The sequence below is a fragment of the Azospirillum terrae genome, from assembly GCF_053470425.1.
The window spans coordinates 40,912-58,831 of the sequence record NZ_JBPXMR010000005.1 but is presented as its reverse complement, the minus strand read 5'-3'; the positions used below and the strand labels follow the sequence as shown (position 1 = coordinate 58,831).

Sequence of the window (17,920 nt, the reverse complement as noted above, 5' to 3'; positions counted from 1 at the left end):
GGCCGGATTTACCCCTCCACCTCCGCCAGCCCCATCACCCGAGCCGGCGGGAAGTGCAGGGAGACGGTGGTGCCGGCGTTGGGCGTGCTCTCGATCAGCAGATGGCCGTCGTGCAGCTGCGTCAGCGCCTTGGCGATGGGCAGGCCGATGCCGGTGCCCTCGTGGGTGCGGGCCATGCTGGTCTCGATCTGGCCGAACATGCTCAGCGCCCGCGGGATCTCCTCCGCACTCATGCCGATGCCGGTGTCGGACACCGACAGCACCATGCCGCCGCCCTCGTCCAATGCGGCGCGCACCGTCACCGTGCCGGGGTCGGGGGTGTACTTGATGGCGTTGGACAGCAGGTTGATGAGGATCTGCTTCAGCCGCAGCTCGTCGCCCCACAGGCGCGGCAGGTCCGGCGGGATCGCCGCCTCCAGCGCGATCTCGCGGCCCATGGCGCGGCCGCGCGCGATGTCCAGGCAGGAGGCGGCGAGGGTGGCGACGGTCACCTCCTGCTCGTTCAGTTCCAGCCGTTCGGCGCTGATCTTCGACAGGTCGAGGATGTCGTTGATGATGTTCAGCAGATGCGCGCCGGACTGGTGGATGGTGTCCAGGTACTGGCGCTGTTTGTCGGTGAGCGGGCCGGGATGGCCGCTCGCCAGCAACTCGGAAAAGCCGATGACGGCGTTCAAGGGGGTGCGCAGCTCGTGGCTGACGTTGGCGAGGAAGTGCGATTTCGCCTGGCTCTCGCGCTCGGCGTCCTCCTTGGCGGCGGTCAGTTCGGCGGTGCGCTCGGCCACGCGCTGTTCCAGGCTGCCGTTGGCCTGCACCAGGGCGAGGCGGGCGGTCTCCTCGCGGTTGATGGCGGCCAGTGCCAGCACCGCGAAGCCGATCACCGACAGCAGCGCCGCCGCGAACACCGCGCTGGTCCACAGCACGCGCTCGCGCCAATCGGCCAGCGCGTCGGCATACTCCACCGCGGCGGTGACCACCAGCGGCAGGCCGGCGACGCGGCGGTAGGCGACGATGCGCTGGCCGCCGTCCGCCGCCGCCTCGGTGAACTCGCCGGCGGCGGCCTGCGGCAGGTGGGTACGGAACAGCGCGGAGTCGCGCAGGTTGGTCCCGATGTCGGCCATGCCCATGGGATGGCGGATCAGCAGCGAGCCGTCGTCACGGAAGATGGCGATTTCGCCCTTCGACTTGCCGCGGCTGAGACCGAGCGATTGGTAGAAATCATGGAAGTAGCCGGTGTCGATGGCGGCCATCGCCACTCCGGCGAAGGCCCCGTTGGCGCCGGTCAGGCGCCGGCTGACGGTGAACACGATGCGGCCGGTGACGGGGTTGACCACCGCCGGGCCGATCACCGTGGTTGTTCCGGTATCGCGGTGGGTGCGGAAGTACTCGCGGTCGGCGACGCTGCCCTCGGGCGAGGGGCGTTGCAGCGAGGACAGCACGAAACGGCCCTCCGCGTCGGTGAGGAAGATCCAGCCGATCTGCGGCAGGTACTCCGCCAGCCCTTTGATGTCGGTCCAGATGCGCTCGGAGGTGACGACCTCCTCATAGCCATGCTCGCGGATCTGGTTGGCGACCTGGATGAGGATGAGGTTGCTGGCGTCGACCGTGCGCTTGGCGTGCTCCTCCAGCAGGGCGGCCACGTCGTAGGTGGTGCGCTGGGCGTCGTGCACCGAGTCCCGGTAGTCGGACCACGCCGTGCCCACCCACAGCACGCCGCCCAGCAGCGCCATGACCAGCGCGAAGGCGACGACGGCGATCCTCGGTTGGGTCTGCATGCGAGGGTGGTCCCTGAGCGCTCGAAGGTTCAAGGGTTTCGTATGGAGCAAAGACTAAACGTTCGGCGCGCGGCAACCAAGGGGTGACGTGACGGATGCCTCATACCGGCGGCGTTTGACCGCTTCCATCGAACGCCGCCGGTAAAACCCGACAGATCAATGCGATAGCTTTCGCCCTTTGCCACGGGCAAAGGGCTGCCGCCAGCGCTTTTGGAACAAAAGCGCGATAGGCATTGATTGAAAGGGTGATACGGACGACGCCTTTAGGCGCCGGCCGTATCACTCCCGCTTGCGGGCGCGGGGATGGGCGCCGTTGTAGACGGCGAGCAGATGTTCGGCCTCGACGTCGGTGTAGCGTTGGGTGGTGGACAGCGAGGCGTGGCCGAGGAGGTCCTGGATGGCGCGCAAGTCGCCGCCGCCAGCCAGCAGATGCGTGGCGAAGCTGTGGCGCAGCGCGTGCGGCGTCGCCGTCTCCGGCAGGCCCATCAGGCGGCGCAGGTGCTGCATCTGCCGTTGCGCGATGGCCGGTTGCAGGCATTTGCCGCGGGCGCCGAGGAACAGCGGCCCGTCCGGGCCGGGGTTGAAGGGGCAAGCGTCGAGATAGGCGCGCACCGCCTCGTTCACCACCGGCAGCACGGGAACCATGCGCTCCTTGCGGCCCTTGCCGAGCACCCGCAACGTGTCGCTCAGCGGTGCGTCCTTGCGCAGCAGGCCCAACGCCTCGGAGATGCGCAGGCCGCAGCCGTACAGCAGGGTGAACAGCGCCCGGTCGCGCTTGCCGATCCACGGCGCGTCCGGCTCGTCGCCGGAGGTGTCGAGCAGCGCCGATGCATCCTTCTCGGTGAGCGGGCGCGGCACCGGGCGTTTGGCCTTTGGCGTGCTCAGCGTGCCAATGGCGGCGTTGTGCAGCCGGCCCGAGCGGTCCATCCAGCGGAACAGGTTGCGCACGGCGGCGAGCGCCCGCGCCCGGCTCGCGGCGATCAACCCGTCATCGGCGCGCTGCGCCAGCCACGCGCGGAAGTCGGTGGCCTTCAGTGCGCCGAGATCGTTCATGGATGGCGGCCGGCCGCGGTAGCCGGTGAGGAACTTCAGGAACTCGGATACGTCGCTCACATAGGCGGTGAGCGTGTGCGGGGAGACGTTCTTCTCGCTGGTCAGCCAGCGGTGCCAGTGGGTCAGCGCGTCCTGCACGTCACCCTGGGCGGAGAAGCCCAGCACCGCCTGGGGTTCGCTCATGCCGGCAGTTCGAGCCAGGAGCGGATGCAGCGCTCGACCACGCGGGCGAGGAAACACACCAGTTCGGTGCCCTGGCCGGTGTGGAACATGTCCGGCTCGCGCGAGCCGAAGGCCAGCAGACCCTCCGGCGTCTCGCTGGAGATCTGCAGGCGGATCAGCGCCTCCGAGCGCACCAGTCCGGCGCCGGGGCCGAACAGCTCCGGGTCGCCCTGGACGTCGGATTTCAGCACCACGTCGCGGGGCCCCAGCCACTGGTCGATCATCCCCGGCTCGACCACCCGCACGCCCGAGCGGTGCACGTGCGGGATGTCCAGCCCGTTCGACTCGACGACCAGACAGGCGACATCCAGGTCCAGCAGCACCGCCAGATCGGTGGCGATGGTCTGGATCAGCTGTTCGAAGTTCTGCGCGTCCAGCAGGAACAGCACCGCCGCGTGGATGCGGTTCTGGCTGTTCAAATTGGCGCGGGTGGTGGTGATCAACTCGCGCTGCTGATCCTTCATCTGGCGGATGTCGCCGCGCAGCCGATCCACCATGAAGGCCTGGAGATCGACCACCCCGCGCCCGCGGTCGTGCGACGGCGGGGCGAGGTGATCGACGATTTCGGCGTGCTGGGCCAGGAAGTCCGGATGCTCGCGCAGGTAGGCGCAGACGTCCTCGGCGGTGAGGGCGTCCTGCATACGGTGCGTGGGTCCCGGCTCACGGGCCATGCTGGTCTCCGAAACCTTACAGGATCGGCATCATTACAGAATGGACTGACCCGTCTTCTTCCAATCGTCGACGAACTGGGCGAGGCCCTTGTCGGTCAGCGGGTGGTTGAACAGCTGCTTCAGCACCGACGGCGGGGCGGTCACCACATGCGCGCCCAGGCGGGCGGCCTTGACGATGTGCACGGGGTTGCGGATCGAGGCCACCAGCACTTCGGTCTTGAAAGTGTCGTAGTTGCTGTAGATCTCGCAGATGTCCTGGATGATGCCCATGCCGTCCTGGCCGATGTCGTCCAGGCGGCCGACGAACGGCGACACGAAGCTGGCGCCGGCCTTGGCGGCGAGGATCGCCTGCGCCGGGGAGAAGCACAGCGTGACGTTGACCATCGTCCCTTCCGACGACAGGATCTTGCAGACCTTGAGCCCGGCCGGGGTGAGGGGCACCTTCACGGCGACGCGGTGGGAGATCTTGGCGATCTTGTGCGCTTCGAGCAGCATGGTGTCGAAGTCGGTGGAGGCCACCTCGGCGCTCACCGGGCCGTTGACGACCTCGCAGATCTCGGCCACGAGGTCGAGGAACTTGCGGCCGGACTTGGCGACCAGGGAGGGGTTGGTGGTAACACCGTCCAACAGGCCGGAGTCAGCCAGATCCCGGATCTCGGCGATGTCCGCGGTGTCGACGAAGAACTTCATGATGACGGGTCCATACTTGATGCGGTTGGGCAGAAAGCGTTCGGGCAGTGTTGCCAGCGTGTGCAGTGTTGCCAGCGTGTGCAGTGTTGCCAGCGTGTGCACGCCCTACCACAACAGCGGCACCGGGCGCATCGTCCGAAAGGCAGTTTAACGTATGCGCGCTTCGCACGCCAGTTCCGCCCCGGCCGACCTGCTCGGCCATACCGTGCCCTCCCAGACCGCTGGCGAGGTGCGGGTGAGCGTGCTGCTGCCCTTGCCGTTGCGCGAGGCGTACGACTACCGCGTGCCGCCCGGTCTCGCCCTCCAGCCCGGTGACTATGTCGAGGTGCCGCTGGGGCCGCGCCGGGTGATCGGCGTCGTCTGGGGGGAAGGGGCAGGGGCGGTGGAGTCCGGCCGGCTCAAGGCGGTGGTGCGCCGCTTCGACGTGCCGCCCATGCCGGAGGTGGAGCGCCGCTTCATCGACTGGGTGGCGGGCTACACCATGACCATGCCGGGCATGGTGCTGAAGATGGCGGTCAGCGTGCCCGCCGCCCTGGAGCCGCCGCGCCCGACCATCGCTTATCACCGCAGCGGCGGCGAGGCGCCGCCCGGCTTCAAGATGACCGAGGCGCGCAAGCGCGTGCTGGCTCTGCTCGACGACGGACCGCCGCGCACCGCCGCCGAACTGGCCGACGAGGCGGGCTGCGGCGTCACCGTGGTGCGCGGGCTGGCCGAGGCCGGGATGCTGGAGCCGGTGATGCTGCACCCGACCCGGCCGTCCACGCCCGAGTGGGACCGCGCCGGCCCGACGCTGTCGGGCGACCAGCGGGCGGCGGCCGACACCCTGATCCGGCGGGTGGAGGCGCGGGCCTACGCCACCGTGCTGCTGGACGGCGTCACGGGGTCGGGCAAGACCGAGGTCTATTACGAGGCGATCGCCGCCTCGCTCCGGCAGGGCCGGCAGGTGCTGGTGCTGCTGCCGGAAATCGCGCTGTCGGCGCAGTGGCTCGACCGCTTCGCCAGGCGGTTCGGCGCCCCGCCGGCAGAGTGGCACTCCGACCTCACCGCCGCGCAGCGCCGCGACACGTGGCGGGCGGTGGCGCATGGCGAGATCCCCGTGGTGGTCGGCGCCCGCTCGGCGCTGTTCCTGCCTTATAAGGATCTCGGCCTGATCGTCGTCGACGAGGAGCACGACGCCGCCTATAAGCAGGAGGAGGGCGCGATCTACCACGCCCGCGACATGGCGGTGGCGCGGGCGCACATCGGGCAGATCCCCATCGTGCTGGCCTCGGCCACCCCGGCGCTGGAGACGCAGGTCAACGCGGACAGCAATAGATACACCCGCATCCACCTGCCGGGCCGGCACGGCGGCGCCATGCTGCCCGACGTCAAGCTGATCGACCTGCGTGCCGACCGGCCGCCGCCGCGCCACTGGCTGGCACCGTCCCTGCGCAAGGCGCTGACCGAGACGCTGGCGGAGAAGGAGCAGGCCATGCTGTTCCTCAACCGCCGGGGCTACGCGCCGCTGACGCTGTGCCGCGCCTGCGGCCACCGGCTGCAATGCCCGAACTGCACGGCGTGGCTGGTCGAGCATCGGCTTGCCCGCAAGCTGCAATGCCACCACTGCGGCCTGTCGCAGCCGCTGCCCGAGGCTTGCCCGAACTGCGGCGAGGCCGGCACGCTGGCCGCCTGCGGCCCCGGCGTCGAGCGCATCGCCGAGGAGGTGGCCGAGCTGTTCCCTGATGCCCGTGCCGCCGTCATGGCGTCGGACACGCTGTTCGGTCCGAAAGCGATCCAGGAGATGATCCGCCGGATCGGCGACCACGAGCTGGACATCATCATCGGCACCCAGGTGATGGCCAAGGGCCACCATTTTCCCATGCTGACGCTGGTCGGCGTGGTGGACGCCGACCTTGGGCTGGCAGGCGGCGATCTGCGGGCCGGCGAGCGCACCTATCAACTGCTGCATCAGGTTGCCGGCCGTGCCGGACGCGGCGAGCGGCCGGGCACCGTGTATCTGCAGACCTACATGCCCGAGCACCCGGTGATGCAGGCGCTGGCAGCCGGCGACCGTGACGGCTTCTACCAGCTGGAGGCGGAGATGCGGCAGGAGGCGGCGATGCCGCCCTTCGGCCGGCTGGCGGCGCTGATCGTGTCGGGTGAGGACGCGGCGCTGGTGGAGCGCGTCGCCATGGCGTTGGGCCGCGCCGCGCCGCGCTCCGACACGGTGGCGGTGCTGGGGCCGGCACCGGCGCCGCTGGCGCTGCTGCGCGGCCGCCACCGCCGCCGCCTGCTGCTTAAGGCGCCGCGCAGTGCGCCGGTGCAGTCGCTCATCGCCCAGTGGCTGGCGCAGGTCGAGGTGCCGCCCGCGGTGCGCGTGCAGGTGGACGTGGACCCTTACAGCTTCCTGTGACGCCGCGACTCGGGGGCTGAACGTGCGCTACAGGGCCGCCTCGGCGCGTTGGGGCCGGGCGCGCGGGCGCCAGATCGACAGGCACTCCGTCGCGGTGGCGCCGCTGCCGATGCCGTACCAGCCGGCGCGGTCGTTGAAGCTCAGCGTGTAGCGGCCCTTGCCGTCGCGCTCGAAGCGGAACACCGGGCGCTCGACGCCGGGCAGCATGACCAGCAGGCGGTCGAAGTCGCGGCCGGACTCGCGGATGATCCCCGCCCAATGGCCGAGGCGCAGCTTAGGCTCAGCCACCAGTTCGAACGCGTTGATGTCCGAGGGTGTGAACCGGGCACAGGAGAAGGCGACGACGGTCATGGCAGGGCACACTGATCGCGGGTGATGTGTCCTCGACCGTGCAGCCCGATTGGTTAACCACGAGTTAAGGTCTTGCGGAGTTCACAGCCCCCGGTTGGCGTGCCAGTGGTACGGAAGATTGCCTTTTTCCTGAGCGTGCATACCGCTTCTGTCCAAAGTCCCCTTTCGATGCAAGGAAACTGTCCAGACTCGGTTGCGCATAGGCGAATCCTGTGATATTGGACCGCTCGCTTTCGCGGCCGGGGCCGTCGCCAAGCAGTTCAGCTCTCCTTAAGGCCCTGATAATTCACCGTCTACCGAACTCATATTCGAGGGATCAGGTGGCTTCCGAAGGTACTGGCGTTTCCGAGCTGTCCGGCCGCTATTCAAAGGCGCTGTTCGAGCTTGCGGATGACAACAAGGCGCTCGATCAGGTCGCAGGCGATCTGACCGCGCTCAAGCAACTTCTTGCCGAGAGCGCCGACCTTCGCCGCCTCGTCCAGAGCCCGGTGATCAGCCGCGGCGAGCAGGGACGAGCCATGGCTGCGGTTATGGATCGTGCCGGCATATCCGATCTTACCAAGCGCTTCATAGGGCTGGTGGCGAAGAACCGCCGCCTGTTCGCGCTGTCCGGTATGATCAACGGCTATCTGGCCGAGCTGGCGCGGCGCCGGGGCGAGACCACGGCGTACGTGACGGCGGCCAAGCCGCTGTCGGACGCCCAGGTCCAGGCCGTGACCGACTCTCTGAAGAAGTCGGTCGGCTCCAAGGTGACGGTGAGCGTTACCGTCGATCCCGCGCTGATCGGCGGCATGATCGTGAAATATGGCTCGCGCATGGTGGACACTTCGGTGCGCACCAAGCTCGATAAGTTGCAACTCGCCATGAAGGCCTCAGGGGGACAAGTCTGATGGATATCCGCGCCGCAGAAATCTCTGCGATCCTCAAGCAGCAGATCGCGAATTTCGGGACCGAGGCGGACGTCGCCGAAGTGGGCCAGGTTCTGTCGGTGGGCGACGGCGTCGCCCGCGTGCACGGCCTGGACAACGTGCGCGCCGGCGAGATGGTGGAATTCCCCGGCGGCCTGAAGGGCATGGCGCTCAACCTCGAGACCGACAACGTCGGCGTCGTGATCTTCGGTAACGATCGCGATATCAAGGAAGGCGACACCGTCAAGCGCACCGGCACCATCGTGGACGTGCCGGTCGGCCGCGGCCTGCTGGGCCGCGTGGTGGACGGCCTCGGCAACCCGATCGACGGCAAGGGCCCGCTGGTCGACGTCGAGCGCAAGCGCGTCGAAGTGAAGGCCCCCGGCATCATTCCGCGCAAGTCGGTGCATGAGCCGATGCAGACCGGCCTGAAGGCCGTGGACAGCCTGGTGCCGGTCGGCCGTGGCCAGCGCGAGCTGATCATCGGTGACCGTCAGACCGGCAAGACCGCCGTCGTGCTCGACACCTTCATCAACCAGAAGCCGATCAACCAGGGCGACGACGAGAGCAAGAAGCTCTACTGCATCTATGTCGCCGTCGGTCAGAAGCGTTCGACCGTCGCCCAGATCGTCAAGACGCTGGAAGACGCCGGCGCGCTGGAGTACTCGATCGTCGTCGCCGCGACCGCGTCGGAGCCGGCTCCGATGCAGTTCCTGGCGCCGTACACCGGCTGCACCATGGGCGAGTACTTCCGCGACAACGGCATGCACGCCGTGATCGTGTATGACGATCTGTCCAAGCAGGCCGTCGCCTACCGCCAGATGTCGCTGCTGCTGCGCCGCCCGCCGGGCCGCGAAGCCTACCCCGGCGACGTGTTCTATCTCCACAGCCGCCTGCTCGAGCGCGCCGCGAAGATGAACGACAGCATGGGCGCCGGTTCGCTGACCGCCCTGCCGATCATCGAGACGCAGGCCGGCGACGTGTCCGCGTACATCCCGACCAACGTGATCTCGATCACCGACGGTCAGATCTTCCTCGAGACGACGCTGTTCTATCGCGGCATCCGCCCCGCCATCAACGTCGGCCTGTCGGTGTCCCGCGTGGGCTCGGCGGCGCAGATCAAGGCGATGAAGCAGGTCGCCGGCTCGATCAAGCTCGAGCTCGCCCAGTACCGCGAAATGGCCGCCTTCGCGCAGTTCGCCTCGGACCTCGACGCCTCGACCCAGCGCCTGCTGGCCCGCGGCGCCCGTCTGACCGAGCTCTTGAAGCAGGGTCAGTACCAGCCGCTCCCGGTCGAGGAGCAGGTGGTGTCGATCTTCGCCGGCGTGAAGGGCTTCCTCGACAAGATCAAGGTCGAGGACGTGACCCGCTTCGAGAAGAAGTATCTCGAAGAGATGCGCTCGAAGGGTGCCGACATCCTGGCCGCGATCCGCAACGAGAAGGCGATCAGCCCGGCCACCGAGGAAAAGCTCAAGGGCTTCCTCGAGAACTTCACCAAGGTGTTCGTCTGATCTGATCGATGAAGTCCGGGGCCGCAAGGTCCCGGACTTTCGGCCAGAAGTTTTCGGGCGCAGAACTCTCGCGGGATGAAGGGCCGGTATGCCTAGCCTCAAGGACCTCAAAAACCGGATCGCCAGCGTCCAATCGACGCGGAAGATCACTTCGGCCATGAAGATGGTGGCCGCCTCCAAGCTTCGCCGCGCGCAGGAGCAGGCCGAGGCGTCCCGCCCCTATGCCGAGCGCATGGGCCGCATGCTGACGTCGCTCGCCGCCAACGTTCAGAATGGGGCCGGCGGCCCCAAGCTGATGACCGGCTCGGGCTCCGATCAGGTGCACCTGCTCGTCGTCATTTCCTCCGACCGCGGCCTGTGCGGCGGCTTCAACGGCTCCATCGTCCGCGAGGCGCGCCGTCAGATCCAGCGCCTCCAGGGCGAGGGCAAGACGGTGAAGGTGATGACCGTCGGCCGCAAGGGCCGCGACAACCTGCGCCGCGACTACGCCTCGCTGATCGTCGAGACGTACGAGGACATCGGCCGTCGCCGGCTGTCGTTCGTCGAGGCGGATGCGGTGGCCAAGAAGGTCAACGAGATGTACGAGGCGGGCGAGTTCGACGTCTGCTCGGTCATCTACAACAAGTTCAAGTCCGCCATCACGCAGATCGTCACCGTTCAGCAGCTCATCCCGTTCGCGGTGCCGGAAACGGCTGCGGACGAAGCGGCGAGCGAGGCGAAGGCGACCTACGAGTTCGAGCCGGACGAGGAGCAGATCCTCGCGGAGTTGCTGCCGCGCAACCTGTCGATCCAGGTCTACCGTGCTCTCCTGGAGAGCGCCGCGTCCGAGCAGGGCGCGCGGATGACCGCGATGGACAACGCGACCCGCAACGCCGGCGACATGATCAACCGCTTGACGCTGACCTACAACCGGACGCGCCAGGCGTACATCACCAAGGAGCTGATCGAGATCATCTCCGGCGCCGAGGCGATCTGAGGCACTGCGTGATCCGCGGTTTTGTTTGACACATTCGAGTTCCGAGGGAGCTTTACCCCATGGCTAAGAAGACCGAGGCTCAGGCCACCAACGCCGGCGGCCGGATCACCCAGGTGACGGGCGCCGTCGTCGACGTCCAGTTCGACGGCGAACTGCCGGCGATCTTGAACGCGCTGCACACCCAGAACGAGGGCAAGACCCTGGTTCTCGAGGTGGCGCAGCATCTGGGCGAGAACACCGTGCGCACCATCGCCATGGACAGCACGGACGGCCTTGTCCGCGGCCAGGAAGTGGTTGACACCGGCGCCCCGATCGCCGTGCCGGTCGGCCCCGAGACGCTGGGCCGCATCATCAACGTGATCGGTGAGCCGATCGACGAGCGCGGCCCGGTCGGCAACAAGGCCGTGTCGCCGATTCACCGCTCCGCTCCGGAATTCGTCGAGCAGTCGACCGAAGCCGAAGTGCTGGTCACCGGCATCAAGGTCGTCGATCTGCTGGCGCCGTACGCCAAGGGCGGCAAGATCGGCCTGTTCGGCGGTGCGGGCGTCGGCAAGACCGTGCTCATCATGGAGCTCATCAACAACGTCGCGAAGGCGCACGGCGGTTACTCCGTGTTCGCCGGCGTCGGTGAGCGTACCCGCGAGGGCAACGACCTCTACCACGAGATGATCGAGTCGGGCGTTATCAAGCTCGACGGTCCGGGTTCCAAGGTGGCCCTGGTGTACGGTCAGATGAACGAGCCGCCGGGTGCCCGTGCCCGCGTCGCGCTGACCGGCCTGACGGTCGCGGAGTACTTCCGCGACGAGGAAGGCCAGGACGTGCTGTTCTTCGTGGACAACATCTTCCGCTTCACGCAGGCGGGCTCCGAGGTGTCGGCGCTGCTCGGCCGCATCCCGTCGGCGGTGGGTTACCAGCCGACGCTGGCGACCGACATGGGTGCGCTCCAGGAGCGCATCACCACCACCAAGAAGGGTTCGATCACCTCGGTGCAGGCCATTTACGTGCCCGCCGACGACTTGACCGACCCGGCTCCGGCCACTTCGTTCGCCCACCTGGACGCCACGACGGTGCTGTCGCGCCAGATCGCCGAGCTGGGCATCTACCCGGCCGTGGACCCGCTCGACTCCACCTCGCGCATCCTCGACCCGCGCGTCGTCGGTGACGAGCACTACAAGGTCGCCCGCGACGTGCAGCGCGTTCTGCAGACCTACAAGTCGCTGCAGGACATCATCGCGATCCTGGGCATGGACGAGCTGTCGGAAGACGACAAGCTGGTCGTCGCCCGCGCCCGCAAGATCCAGCGCTTCCTGTCGCAGCCCTTCCACGTCGCCGAGGTGTTCACCGGCACCCCGGGCGTGCTGGTCTCCATCGAGGAGACGATCAAGGGCTTCAAGGGCATCGTGAACGGCGACTACGACCACCTGCCGGAGTCGGCCTTCTACATGGTCGGCACCATCGACGAGGCCGTCGCCAAGGCCAAGAAGATGGCCGCCGAGGCCGCCTAAGGCCTTGTCACCGCTACGTTGAAACGGCAACCCCCTCCCGACCGGCAACGGCGGGAGGGCTGGTTGAGGGAGCCCCTGTCCGATGGCCGATAAAGTCGAATTCGAACTGGTGTCGCCGGAAAAGCTGCTGAACTCGCAGCCGGTGGACATGGTCGTGGTGCCTGGTACCGAAGGTGACTTCGGCGTCCTGGCCGGCCACGCGCCGATGATCTCCACCGTGCGTCCGGGCGTCATCGACATCTACGAGGGCGACCGCATCGTCGACCGCGTCTTTGTCGCCGGCGGCTTCGCCGAGGTGACCGAGACCCGCTGCACCGTGCTGGCCGAGCAGGCCCTGCCGCTCGCCGACATCGACCGCGCCAAGGTCGAGCAGGACGTCAAGGACCTCTCCGAGGATCTCGACGACGCCAAGTCCGACGGCGAGCGTGCCGAGGTGGAGGCCAAGCTGGCCGTCGCCCGCGCCAAGCTCGAAGCCGCTGGCGCCGGCAGCACGGCGCACTGACGCAATACCTCTTCCGGCCTGCGACAAAGCGGACCGGGGCGAGCTTGTTGCATTGTGGCCGCGAGCCCATACATTGTTCGAGCGTTGACGCGCCCTCCGGCCCTGCCGGGGGGCGTCGTCGATTCAACCGGCATTTTCCGAGGGTGGCGGAGCCATGGCGCAGTTGCATTGGCGGTACGACGAGCTTCCATGGGACAGCGTGGACCGCAGCAAGGTCGATCCCGATCTGGTGCCGCTGATCAAGGCGGCGTCGCTGGTCGAGTTCAACGCCAACGACTACACCGCCTATCTCTGCAACGTCTTCCACGACGATCCCGAGTTCCGGGAGGTCGCCCATGATTGGGCCGTCGAGGAGGTGCAGCATGGCCGCGCGCTCGGCCGCTGGGCCGAACTGGTCGATCCCGATTTTGATTTCGAGCGCGCCGTCCAACGCTTCCGCACCGGCTACCAAGTGCCCATCGACCTGACGCACTCGGTCCGCGGGTCGCGCAGCGGCGAGTTGATTGCCCGCTGTATGGTTGAGACCGGCACCAGCTCCTACTACGCGGCCATCGCCGACTCGACCGACGAGCCGCTGCTGAAGCTGATCTGCCGCAACGTCGCCGCCGACGAACTGCGCCACTACAAGCTCTTCTACGGCTACGCCAAGCGCTACCTGGAAGCGGAGCGCCTGAGCACGTGGCAGCGCCTGAAAGTGGCGCTGGCGCGCATCGGCGAGACCGAGGACGACGAACTGGCCTACGCCTACTACGCCGCCAACGCGCCGGAGGGAGCGCCGTACGACCGCAAGACTTTCAATGCGGCGTATGCCGCCCGCGCCTGGGGCCGCTACCGCCGCCCGCACGTGGACCGCGCCATCGCCATGGTGTTCAAGGCGTGTGGGCTGAAGCCGCACACCACGCCGTTCAAGCTGGCGACGACGGTGGCGTGGTGGCTGATCGCTGGAAAGGCCAGGCGCTCGGCGCGGGCGGAGGCGTAAGCGAGAGGGCGCGGCCCTCTCGCGCTCTCCCGCCAAGGGCCGGGGGCCCTTGGATCCCGAGACTTGATCGCCGCATCGCTCGGCTCATGGCCACGAGTGCGGCCTTTATGCCGGGAAATTTCCCAAAGAAAAAGGCGCCCGAAGGCGCCTTTTCCCTTGAGCCTTACGGCCCGTGTCAAACGTCCAGCAGCAGGCGCCGCGGGTCTTCGATGCACTCCTTCAGGCGCACCAGGAACGTCACGGCTTCCTTGCCGTCGATGATCCGGTGGTCGTAGGAGAGGGCCAGGTACATCATCGGACGGACCTCGACCTTGCCGTTGATCACGACGGCGCGGTCCATGGTCTTGTGCATGCCGAGGATGGCCGACTGCGGCGGGTTGATGATCGGCGTCGACATCAGCGAGCCGTACACGCCGCCGTTTGAGACGGTGAAGGTGCCGCCGGTCAGCTCGTCCATGGAGAGCTTGCCGTCACGGCCCTTCTTGCCCAACTCGCCGATCTTCGCCTCGATCTGGGCGAAGCTCATCTTGTCGGCGTCGCGGACGATGGGAACCACCAGACCCTGCGGCGTGCCGACGGCGACGCCGATGTCGTAGTAGTTCTTGTAGACGATGTCGGTGCCGTCGATCTCGGCGTTCACCGCCGGGATCTCCTTCAGGCCCTGGATCGCCGCACGCACGAAGAAGGACATGAAGCCGAGACGCACCTTGTGGCGCTTCTCGAAGAAGTCCTTGTACTCGTTGCGCAGCGCCATCGCCGCGCTCATGTCCACCTCGTTGAAGGTGGTCAGCATGGCGGCGGTGTTCTGCGCCTCCTTCAGGCGCTCGGCGATGCGCTGGCGGAGCCGCGTCATGCGGACCCGCTCCTCCTGCGCGGCGCGCGGGCGGTCGCCCTGCGTGCCCGGAGCCCAGACAACCTTCGGCGCCGGAGCGGCGGCGGGAGCCGCCTTCGGGGCGGCCGGCCGGTCCAGGACCTCGATGACATCGCCCTTGGTGACGCGCCCGCCCTTGCCGGTGCCGGCGATCTGCGAGGCGTCGAGGCCCTTTTCCTCGATCATCTTGCGGGCGGCCGGCAGCGGCTCGGCGCCCGGCGTCGGAGCGGCGGCGGGAGCCGGAGCGGCGGCCGGGGCCGGGGCGGCCTTCGCCGGGGCCGGAGCGGCCGCGGCGGCGGTCGCCACGGCGCCCTCGGTGATGATGCCCAACAGCGCGGCGACGCCGACGTTGGCACCCTCGGGCGCGACGATCTCGGACAGCGTGCCGGCGACCGGCGCGTTGACTTCGAGCGTCACCTTGTCGGTTTCCAGCTCGACCAGCGGCTCGTCGGCGTTGAACGAAGAGCCGACCGGCTTCAGCCAGCGGGCCACGGTCGCTTCGGAGACCGATTCGCCCAGGGTGGGGACCTTGATTTCGGTAGCCATGATTCCTCTCGCGTCCTTCTTTTTATGTCCTGGGTCAGCGAATCGTCAGAGCGGCGTCGATCAGCTTGGCCTGTTCCTGGTTGTGCCGCTTCAGCAGACCGGTGGCGGGGGCGGCGGCGGGCTCGCGGCCGACGTAGTTCGGCCGGCTCGCCTTGTGCTCGATCGAGCGCAGGCAGCCCTCGATGCGGCGGTCCATGAAGTGCCAGTAGCCCTGGTTCTCAGGCTCTTCCTGGCACCAGACGACCTCGGCGTTCGGGTACTTGGCGAACTCGTCCACCAGCGTCGAGCGCGGGAACGGATAGAGCTGCTCGACCCGGATGATCGCCACGTCCTTGATGTTCCGCGCGGTGCGCTCGGCCAGCAGGTCGTAGTAGACCTTGCCGGTGCACAGCACGATCCGGCGGACCTTCTCGTTCGGCGCCAGATCGGTCGCCGTCTCGCCCAGCACGCGGCGGAAGTGCGTGCCCTCGGTGAAGTCCGACAGCTTGGAAACGCACAGCTTGTGGCGCAGCAGCGACTTCGGCGACAGCAGTACCAGCGGCTTGCGGAAGTTGCGGCGGACCTGCCGGCGGAAGGCGTGGAACAGGTTGGCCGGCGTGGTGATGTTGCAGATCTGCCAGTTGTCCTCGGCGCACATCTGCAGGAAGCGCTCCGGCCGCGCCGAGGAGTGCTCGGGGCCCTGGCCCTCGTAGCCGTGCGGCAGCAGCATGACCAGACCGGACATGCGCAGCCACTTGGACTCACCCGACGAGATGAATTGGTCGATGATGGTCTGCGCGGTGTTGGCGAAATCGCCGAACTGCGCCTCCCACAGCACCAGCTCGTTGGGCTCGGCCAGCGAGTAGCCGTACTCGAAGCCGACCACGGCGGCTTCCGACAGCGGGCTGTCGTGCACCTCGAACGGGGCCTGGTCCTTGCTGATGTGGCTCAGCGCCACGTATTTCGCCTCGGTGTTCTGGTCGTAGACCACCGCGTGGCGGTGCGAGAAGGTGCCGCGGCCCGAGTCCTGGCCGGACAGGCGCACCGGGGTGCCCTCGACCAGCAGCGTGCCGTAGGCCAAGCCCTCGGCCGCCGCCCAGTCGATGTTCTCACCCGACTCGATGGCCTTCCGCTTGGCGTCGAGCTGGCGGGCGATCTTGGAGTTGATGGCGAAGCCCTGCGGGACCTCGCACAGCTTCAGGCCGACCTGCTTCAGCACGTCGAGCGACACGGCGGTGTTGCCGCGGTGCTCCTCGTCGAGGGCGGCGGCCTCCAGGCCGGACCACTTGCCCTCCAGCCAGTCGGCCTTGTTGGGCTTGTAGTTGTTGGCGGCCTCGTAGTCGTTCTCCAGGCGCTTCGTGAAGTCGGTGACCATCTGGTCCGCTTCGGCCTGGGTGACGACGTTCTCGGCGACCAGCTGCTTGGCGTACAGATCGCGCGTCGTCGGGTGCGAGCGGATGATCTTGTACATGATCGGCTGGGTGAAGCCCGGCTCGTCGCCTTCGTTGTGGCCGTGCCGGCGGTAGCAGACCATGTCGATGACCACGTCGCGCTTGAAGCGCTGGCGGAACTCCATGGCGATGCGGCTGACGTGCACCACCGCCTCGGGATCGTCGGCGTTCACGTGGAAGATCGGCGCCATCACCATCTTTGCCATTTCGGAGCAGTAGATGCCCGAACGCGAATATTGCGGGTTGGTGGTGAAGCCGATCTGGTTGTTGATGATGATGTGCACGGTGCCGCCGGTGCGGTAGCCGCGCAGTTCCGACAGGCCGAGGCTCTCGGCCACGATGCCCTGGCCGGCGAAGGCGGCGTCGCCGTGCAGCAGGATGCCCATGACCTCGGAGCGCTCCAGGTCCTTGCGCTGCTGCTGCTTGGCGCGGACGCGGCCGAGCACCACCGGGTTCACCCACTCCAGGTGCGACGGGTTGGCGTTCAGCGTCAGGTGGACGATGTTGCCGTTGAAGTCGCGGTCCGACGAGGTGCCGAGGTGGTACTTCACGTCGCCCGAACCCTGCACGTCCTCGGGGCTCGACGGGTTGCCCTGGAACTCCGAGAACACGGCCTGGAACGGCTTGCCCATGAAGTTGGTCAGCACGTTCAGGCGGCCACGGTGGGCCATGCCGACCACGACTTCCTTGAGGCCGAGCTGGCCGCCGCGCTTGAGGATCTGCTCCAGCGCCGGGATCATCGACTCGCCGCCGTCAAGGCCGAAGCGCTTGGTGCCGGTGTACTTGACCTGGAGGAACTTCTCGAAACCCTCGGCCGCGGTCAGGCGTTCGAGGATGGCGCGCTTGCCGTTGACCGTGAAGTCGGTGTGGTTGCGGCCGCTCTCGATGCGTTCCTGAATCCAGGCCTTTTCTTCCGGGTCCTGGATGTGCATGAACTCGACACCGATGGTGCCGCAGTAGGTCTTGTTCAGGATCTCGAGGATCTGGCGCAGCGTGGCGGTTTCCAGGCCCAGCGAATAGTTCAGGAAGATCGGCCGGTCCATGTCGGTCGGGCCGAAGCCGTAGGTCGCCGGGTCCAACTCGGGATGCGGCTCGCGCTTTTCCAGGCCCAGCGGGTCGAAGTGCGCGTTCATGTGGCCGCGCACGCGGTAGACGCGGATCAGCATCAGCGCGCGGATCGAGTCGAGCACCGCCTGGCGCATCTGCTCGTGCGTAACGCCGCCAAACGTCTGCTGCACGTGCTGGACCATGCCGCCGTTGCCGGGGCCGGTCAGGGCCGTCGCGGTTTCTTCCGCCGCACCGTTGAGGACGTCTTCCGGCAGCGACCAGGATGCGCCGCGCAGCTCGTCGAGGACGGCGCGCGAATCGTCATCCAGTTCCTTGAAAAAGCCGTTCCAGCTCGGATCGACCGAGGCCGGATTCTTCAAGAAGCGGGCGTAGAGTTCGGCCACGTACTGGGCATTTCCGCCGAACAGGAACGAGGACTTCTCCAGATTCACCGACATGGTTTTCCCTCGGGCTGAGCGCCCGGTTCCCTATTG

At 67.5% G+C, this 17,920-nt stretch carries 14 protein-coding genes; 7 read left to right on the top strand and 7 right to left on the bottom strand.

The genetic code is table 11. The features are described 5' to 3' along the window. Positions 1-8 precede the first annotated feature (8 nt). The 4 genes from ACSVDD_RS14775 to fsa form a co-directional block, all read right to left on the bottom strand. The gene (locus ACSVDD_RS14775; protein ID WP_448190129.1) at positions 9-1,772 is read right to left on the bottom strand and encodes a sensor histidine kinase; all 1,764 of its coding nucleotides are present in this window, start codon (positions 1,770-1,772) and stop codon (positions 9-11) included. 279 nt (positions 1,773-2,051) lie between these two features. Next, positions 2,052-3,008: a tyrosine recombinase XerC gene (locus tag ACSVDD_RS14770; RefSeq protein ID WP_448190128.1), complete on the bottom strand. Its 957-nt coding sequence runs from the start codon at positions 3,006-3,008 to the stop codon at positions 2,052-2,054. Continuing rightward, entirely contained in the window at positions 3,005-3,718 is a 714-nt protein-coding gene (locus tag ACSVDD_RS14765) for a DUF484 family protein (protein WP_448190127.1), read from the bottom strand. The genes ACSVDD_RS14770 and ACSVDD_RS14765 overlap by 4 nt, the downstream gene beginning before the upstream one ends. A 33-nt stretch (positions 3,719-3,751) precedes the next feature. Continuing rightward, positions 3,752-4,408, bottom strand: coding sequence for a fructose-6-phosphate aldolase (gene fsa, locus ACSVDD_RS14760; protein WP_448190477.1), 657 nt, complete (start codon positions 4,406-4,408; stop codon positions 3,752-3,754). Between the two features lie 154 nt (positions 4,409-4,562). Here fsa and ACSVDD_RS14755 point away from each other — a divergent pair, with 154 nt between their 5' ends. Then, positions 4,563-6,800, top strand: a complete 2,238-nt coding sequence (locus ACSVDD_RS14755) for a primosomal protein N' (protein WP_448190126.1) — start codon at positions 4,563-4,565, stop codon at positions 6,798-6,800. Between the two features lie 27 nt (positions 6,801-6,827). On the opposite strand, the gene ACSVDD_RS14750 is transcribed toward ACSVDD_RS14755, so the two are convergent. Then, entirely contained in the window at positions 6,828-7,151 is a 324-nt protein-coding gene (locus tag ACSVDD_RS14750; RefSeq protein WP_448190125.1) for a hypothetical protein, read from the bottom strand. Between the two features lie 320 nt (positions 7,152-7,471). Between ACSVDD_RS14750 and ACSVDD_RS14745 the strand changes: the two genes are divergently transcribed. From ACSVDD_RS14745 to ACSVDD_RS14720, 6 genes are all read left to right on the top strand, one after another. Beyond that, positions 7,472-8,041, top strand: a complete 570-nt coding sequence (locus ACSVDD_RS14745) for a F0F1 ATP synthase subunit delta (protein ID WP_448190124.1) — start codon at positions 7,472-7,474, stop codon at positions 8,039-8,041. Beyond that, entirely contained in the window at positions 8,041-9,570 is a 1,530-nt protein-coding gene (atpA, locus tag ACSVDD_RS14740) for a F0F1 ATP synthase subunit alpha (protein ID WP_448190123.1), read from the top strand. The genes ACSVDD_RS14745 and atpA overlap by 1 nt, the downstream gene beginning before the upstream one ends. 88 nt (positions 9,571-9,658) lie before the next feature. Then, positions 9,659-10,546 carry a F0F1 ATP synthase subunit gamma gene (locus ACSVDD_RS14735; protein WP_448190122.1) on the top strand — a complete coding sequence of 296 codons (888 nt, stop codon included), beginning with the start codon at positions 9,659-9,661 and terminating at the stop codon, positions 10,544-10,546. A gap of 59 nt (positions 10,547-10,605) precedes the next feature. Next, the gene (gene atpD, locus ACSVDD_RS14730; RefSeq protein WP_448190121.1) at positions 10,606-12,051 is read left to right on the top strand and encodes a F0F1 ATP synthase subunit beta; all 1,446 of its coding nucleotides are present in this window, start codon (positions 10,606-10,608) and stop codon (positions 12,049-12,051) included. Between the two features lie 82 nt (positions 12,052-12,133). After that, positions 12,134-12,553, top strand: a complete 420-nt coding sequence (locus ACSVDD_RS14725) for a F0F1 ATP synthase subunit epsilon (RefSeq protein WP_448190120.1) — start codon at positions 12,134-12,136, stop codon at positions 12,551-12,553. 154 nt (positions 12,554-12,707) lie between these two features. After that, positions 12,708-13,532, top strand: a complete 825-nt coding sequence (locus ACSVDD_RS14720) for a ferritin-like domain-containing protein (RefSeq protein WP_448190119.1) — start codon at positions 12,708-12,710, stop codon at positions 13,530-13,532. Between the two features lie 175 nt (positions 13,533-13,707). Here the strand turns inward: ACSVDD_RS14720 and odhB are convergent, their stop codons facing one another. Beyond that, positions 13,708-14,949, bottom strand: a complete 1,242-nt coding sequence (odhB, locus tag ACSVDD_RS14715) for a 2-oxoglutarate dehydrogenase complex dihydrolipoyllysine-residue succinyltransferase (RefSeq protein WP_448190118.1) — start codon at positions 14,947-14,949, stop codon at positions 13,708-13,710. A gap of 34 nt (positions 14,950-14,983) precedes the next feature. Beyond that, positions 14,984-17,884 carry a 2-oxoglutarate dehydrogenase E1 component gene (locus tag ACSVDD_RS14710; RefSeq protein ID WP_448190117.1) on the bottom strand — a complete coding sequence of 967 codons (2,901 nt, stop codon included), beginning with the start codon at positions 17,882-17,884 and terminating at the stop codon, positions 14,984-14,986. Positions 17,885-17,920 lie beyond the last annotated feature (36 nt).

Bases quoted from the DNA above. Each gene is read 5' to 3' on its own strand.
- ACSVDD_RS14775 (WP_448190129.1), bottom strand. From the start codon at position 1,772: ATGCAGACCCAACCGAGGATCGCCGTCGTCGCCTTCGCGCTGGTCATG.
- ACSVDD_RS14770 (WP_448190128.1), bottom strand. From the start codon at position 3,008: ATGAGCGAACCCCAGGCGGTGCTGGGCTTCTCCGCCCAGGGTGACGTG.
- ACSVDD_RS14765 (WP_448190127.1), bottom strand. From the start codon at position 3,718: ATGGCCCGTGAGCCGGGACCCACGCACCGTATGCAGGACGCCCTCACC.
- fsa (WP_448190477.1), bottom strand. From the start codon at position 4,408: ATGAAGTTCTTCGTCGACACCGCGGACATCGCCGAGATCCGGGATCTG.
- ACSVDD_RS14755 (WP_448190126.1), top strand. From the start codon at position 4,563: ATGCGCGCTTCGCACGCCAGTTCCGCCCCGGCCGACCTGCTCGGCCAT.
- ACSVDD_RS14750 (WP_448190125.1), bottom strand. From the start codon at position 7,151: ATGACCGTCGTCGCCTTCTCCTGTGCCCGGTTCACACCCTCGGACATC.
- atpA (WP_448190123.1), top strand. From the start codon at position 8,041: ATGGATATCCGCGCCGCAGAAATCTCTGCGATCCTCAAGCAGCAGATC.
- ACSVDD_RS14735 (WP_448190122.1), top strand. From the start codon at position 9,659: ATGCCTAGCCTCAAGGACCTCAAAAACCGGATCGCCAGCGTCCAATCG.
- atpD (WP_448190121.1), top strand. From the start codon at position 10,606: ATGGCTAAGAAGACCGAGGCTCAGGCCACCAACGCCGGCGGCCGGATC.
- ACSVDD_RS14725 (WP_448190120.1), top strand. From the start codon at position 12,134: ATGGCCGATAAAGTCGAATTCGAACTGGTGTCGCCGGAAAAGCTGCTG.
- ACSVDD_RS14720 (WP_448190119.1), top strand. From the start codon at position 12,708: ATGGCGCAGTTGCATTGGCGGTACGACGAGCTTCCATGGGACAGCGTG.
- odhB (WP_448190118.1), bottom strand. From the start codon at position 14,949: ATGGCTACCGAAATCAAGGTCCCCACCCTGGGCGAATCGGTCTCCGAA.
- ACSVDD_RS14710 (WP_448190117.1), bottom strand. From the start codon at position 17,884: ATGTCGGTGAATCTGGAGAAGTCCTCGTTCCTGTTCGGCGGAAATGCC.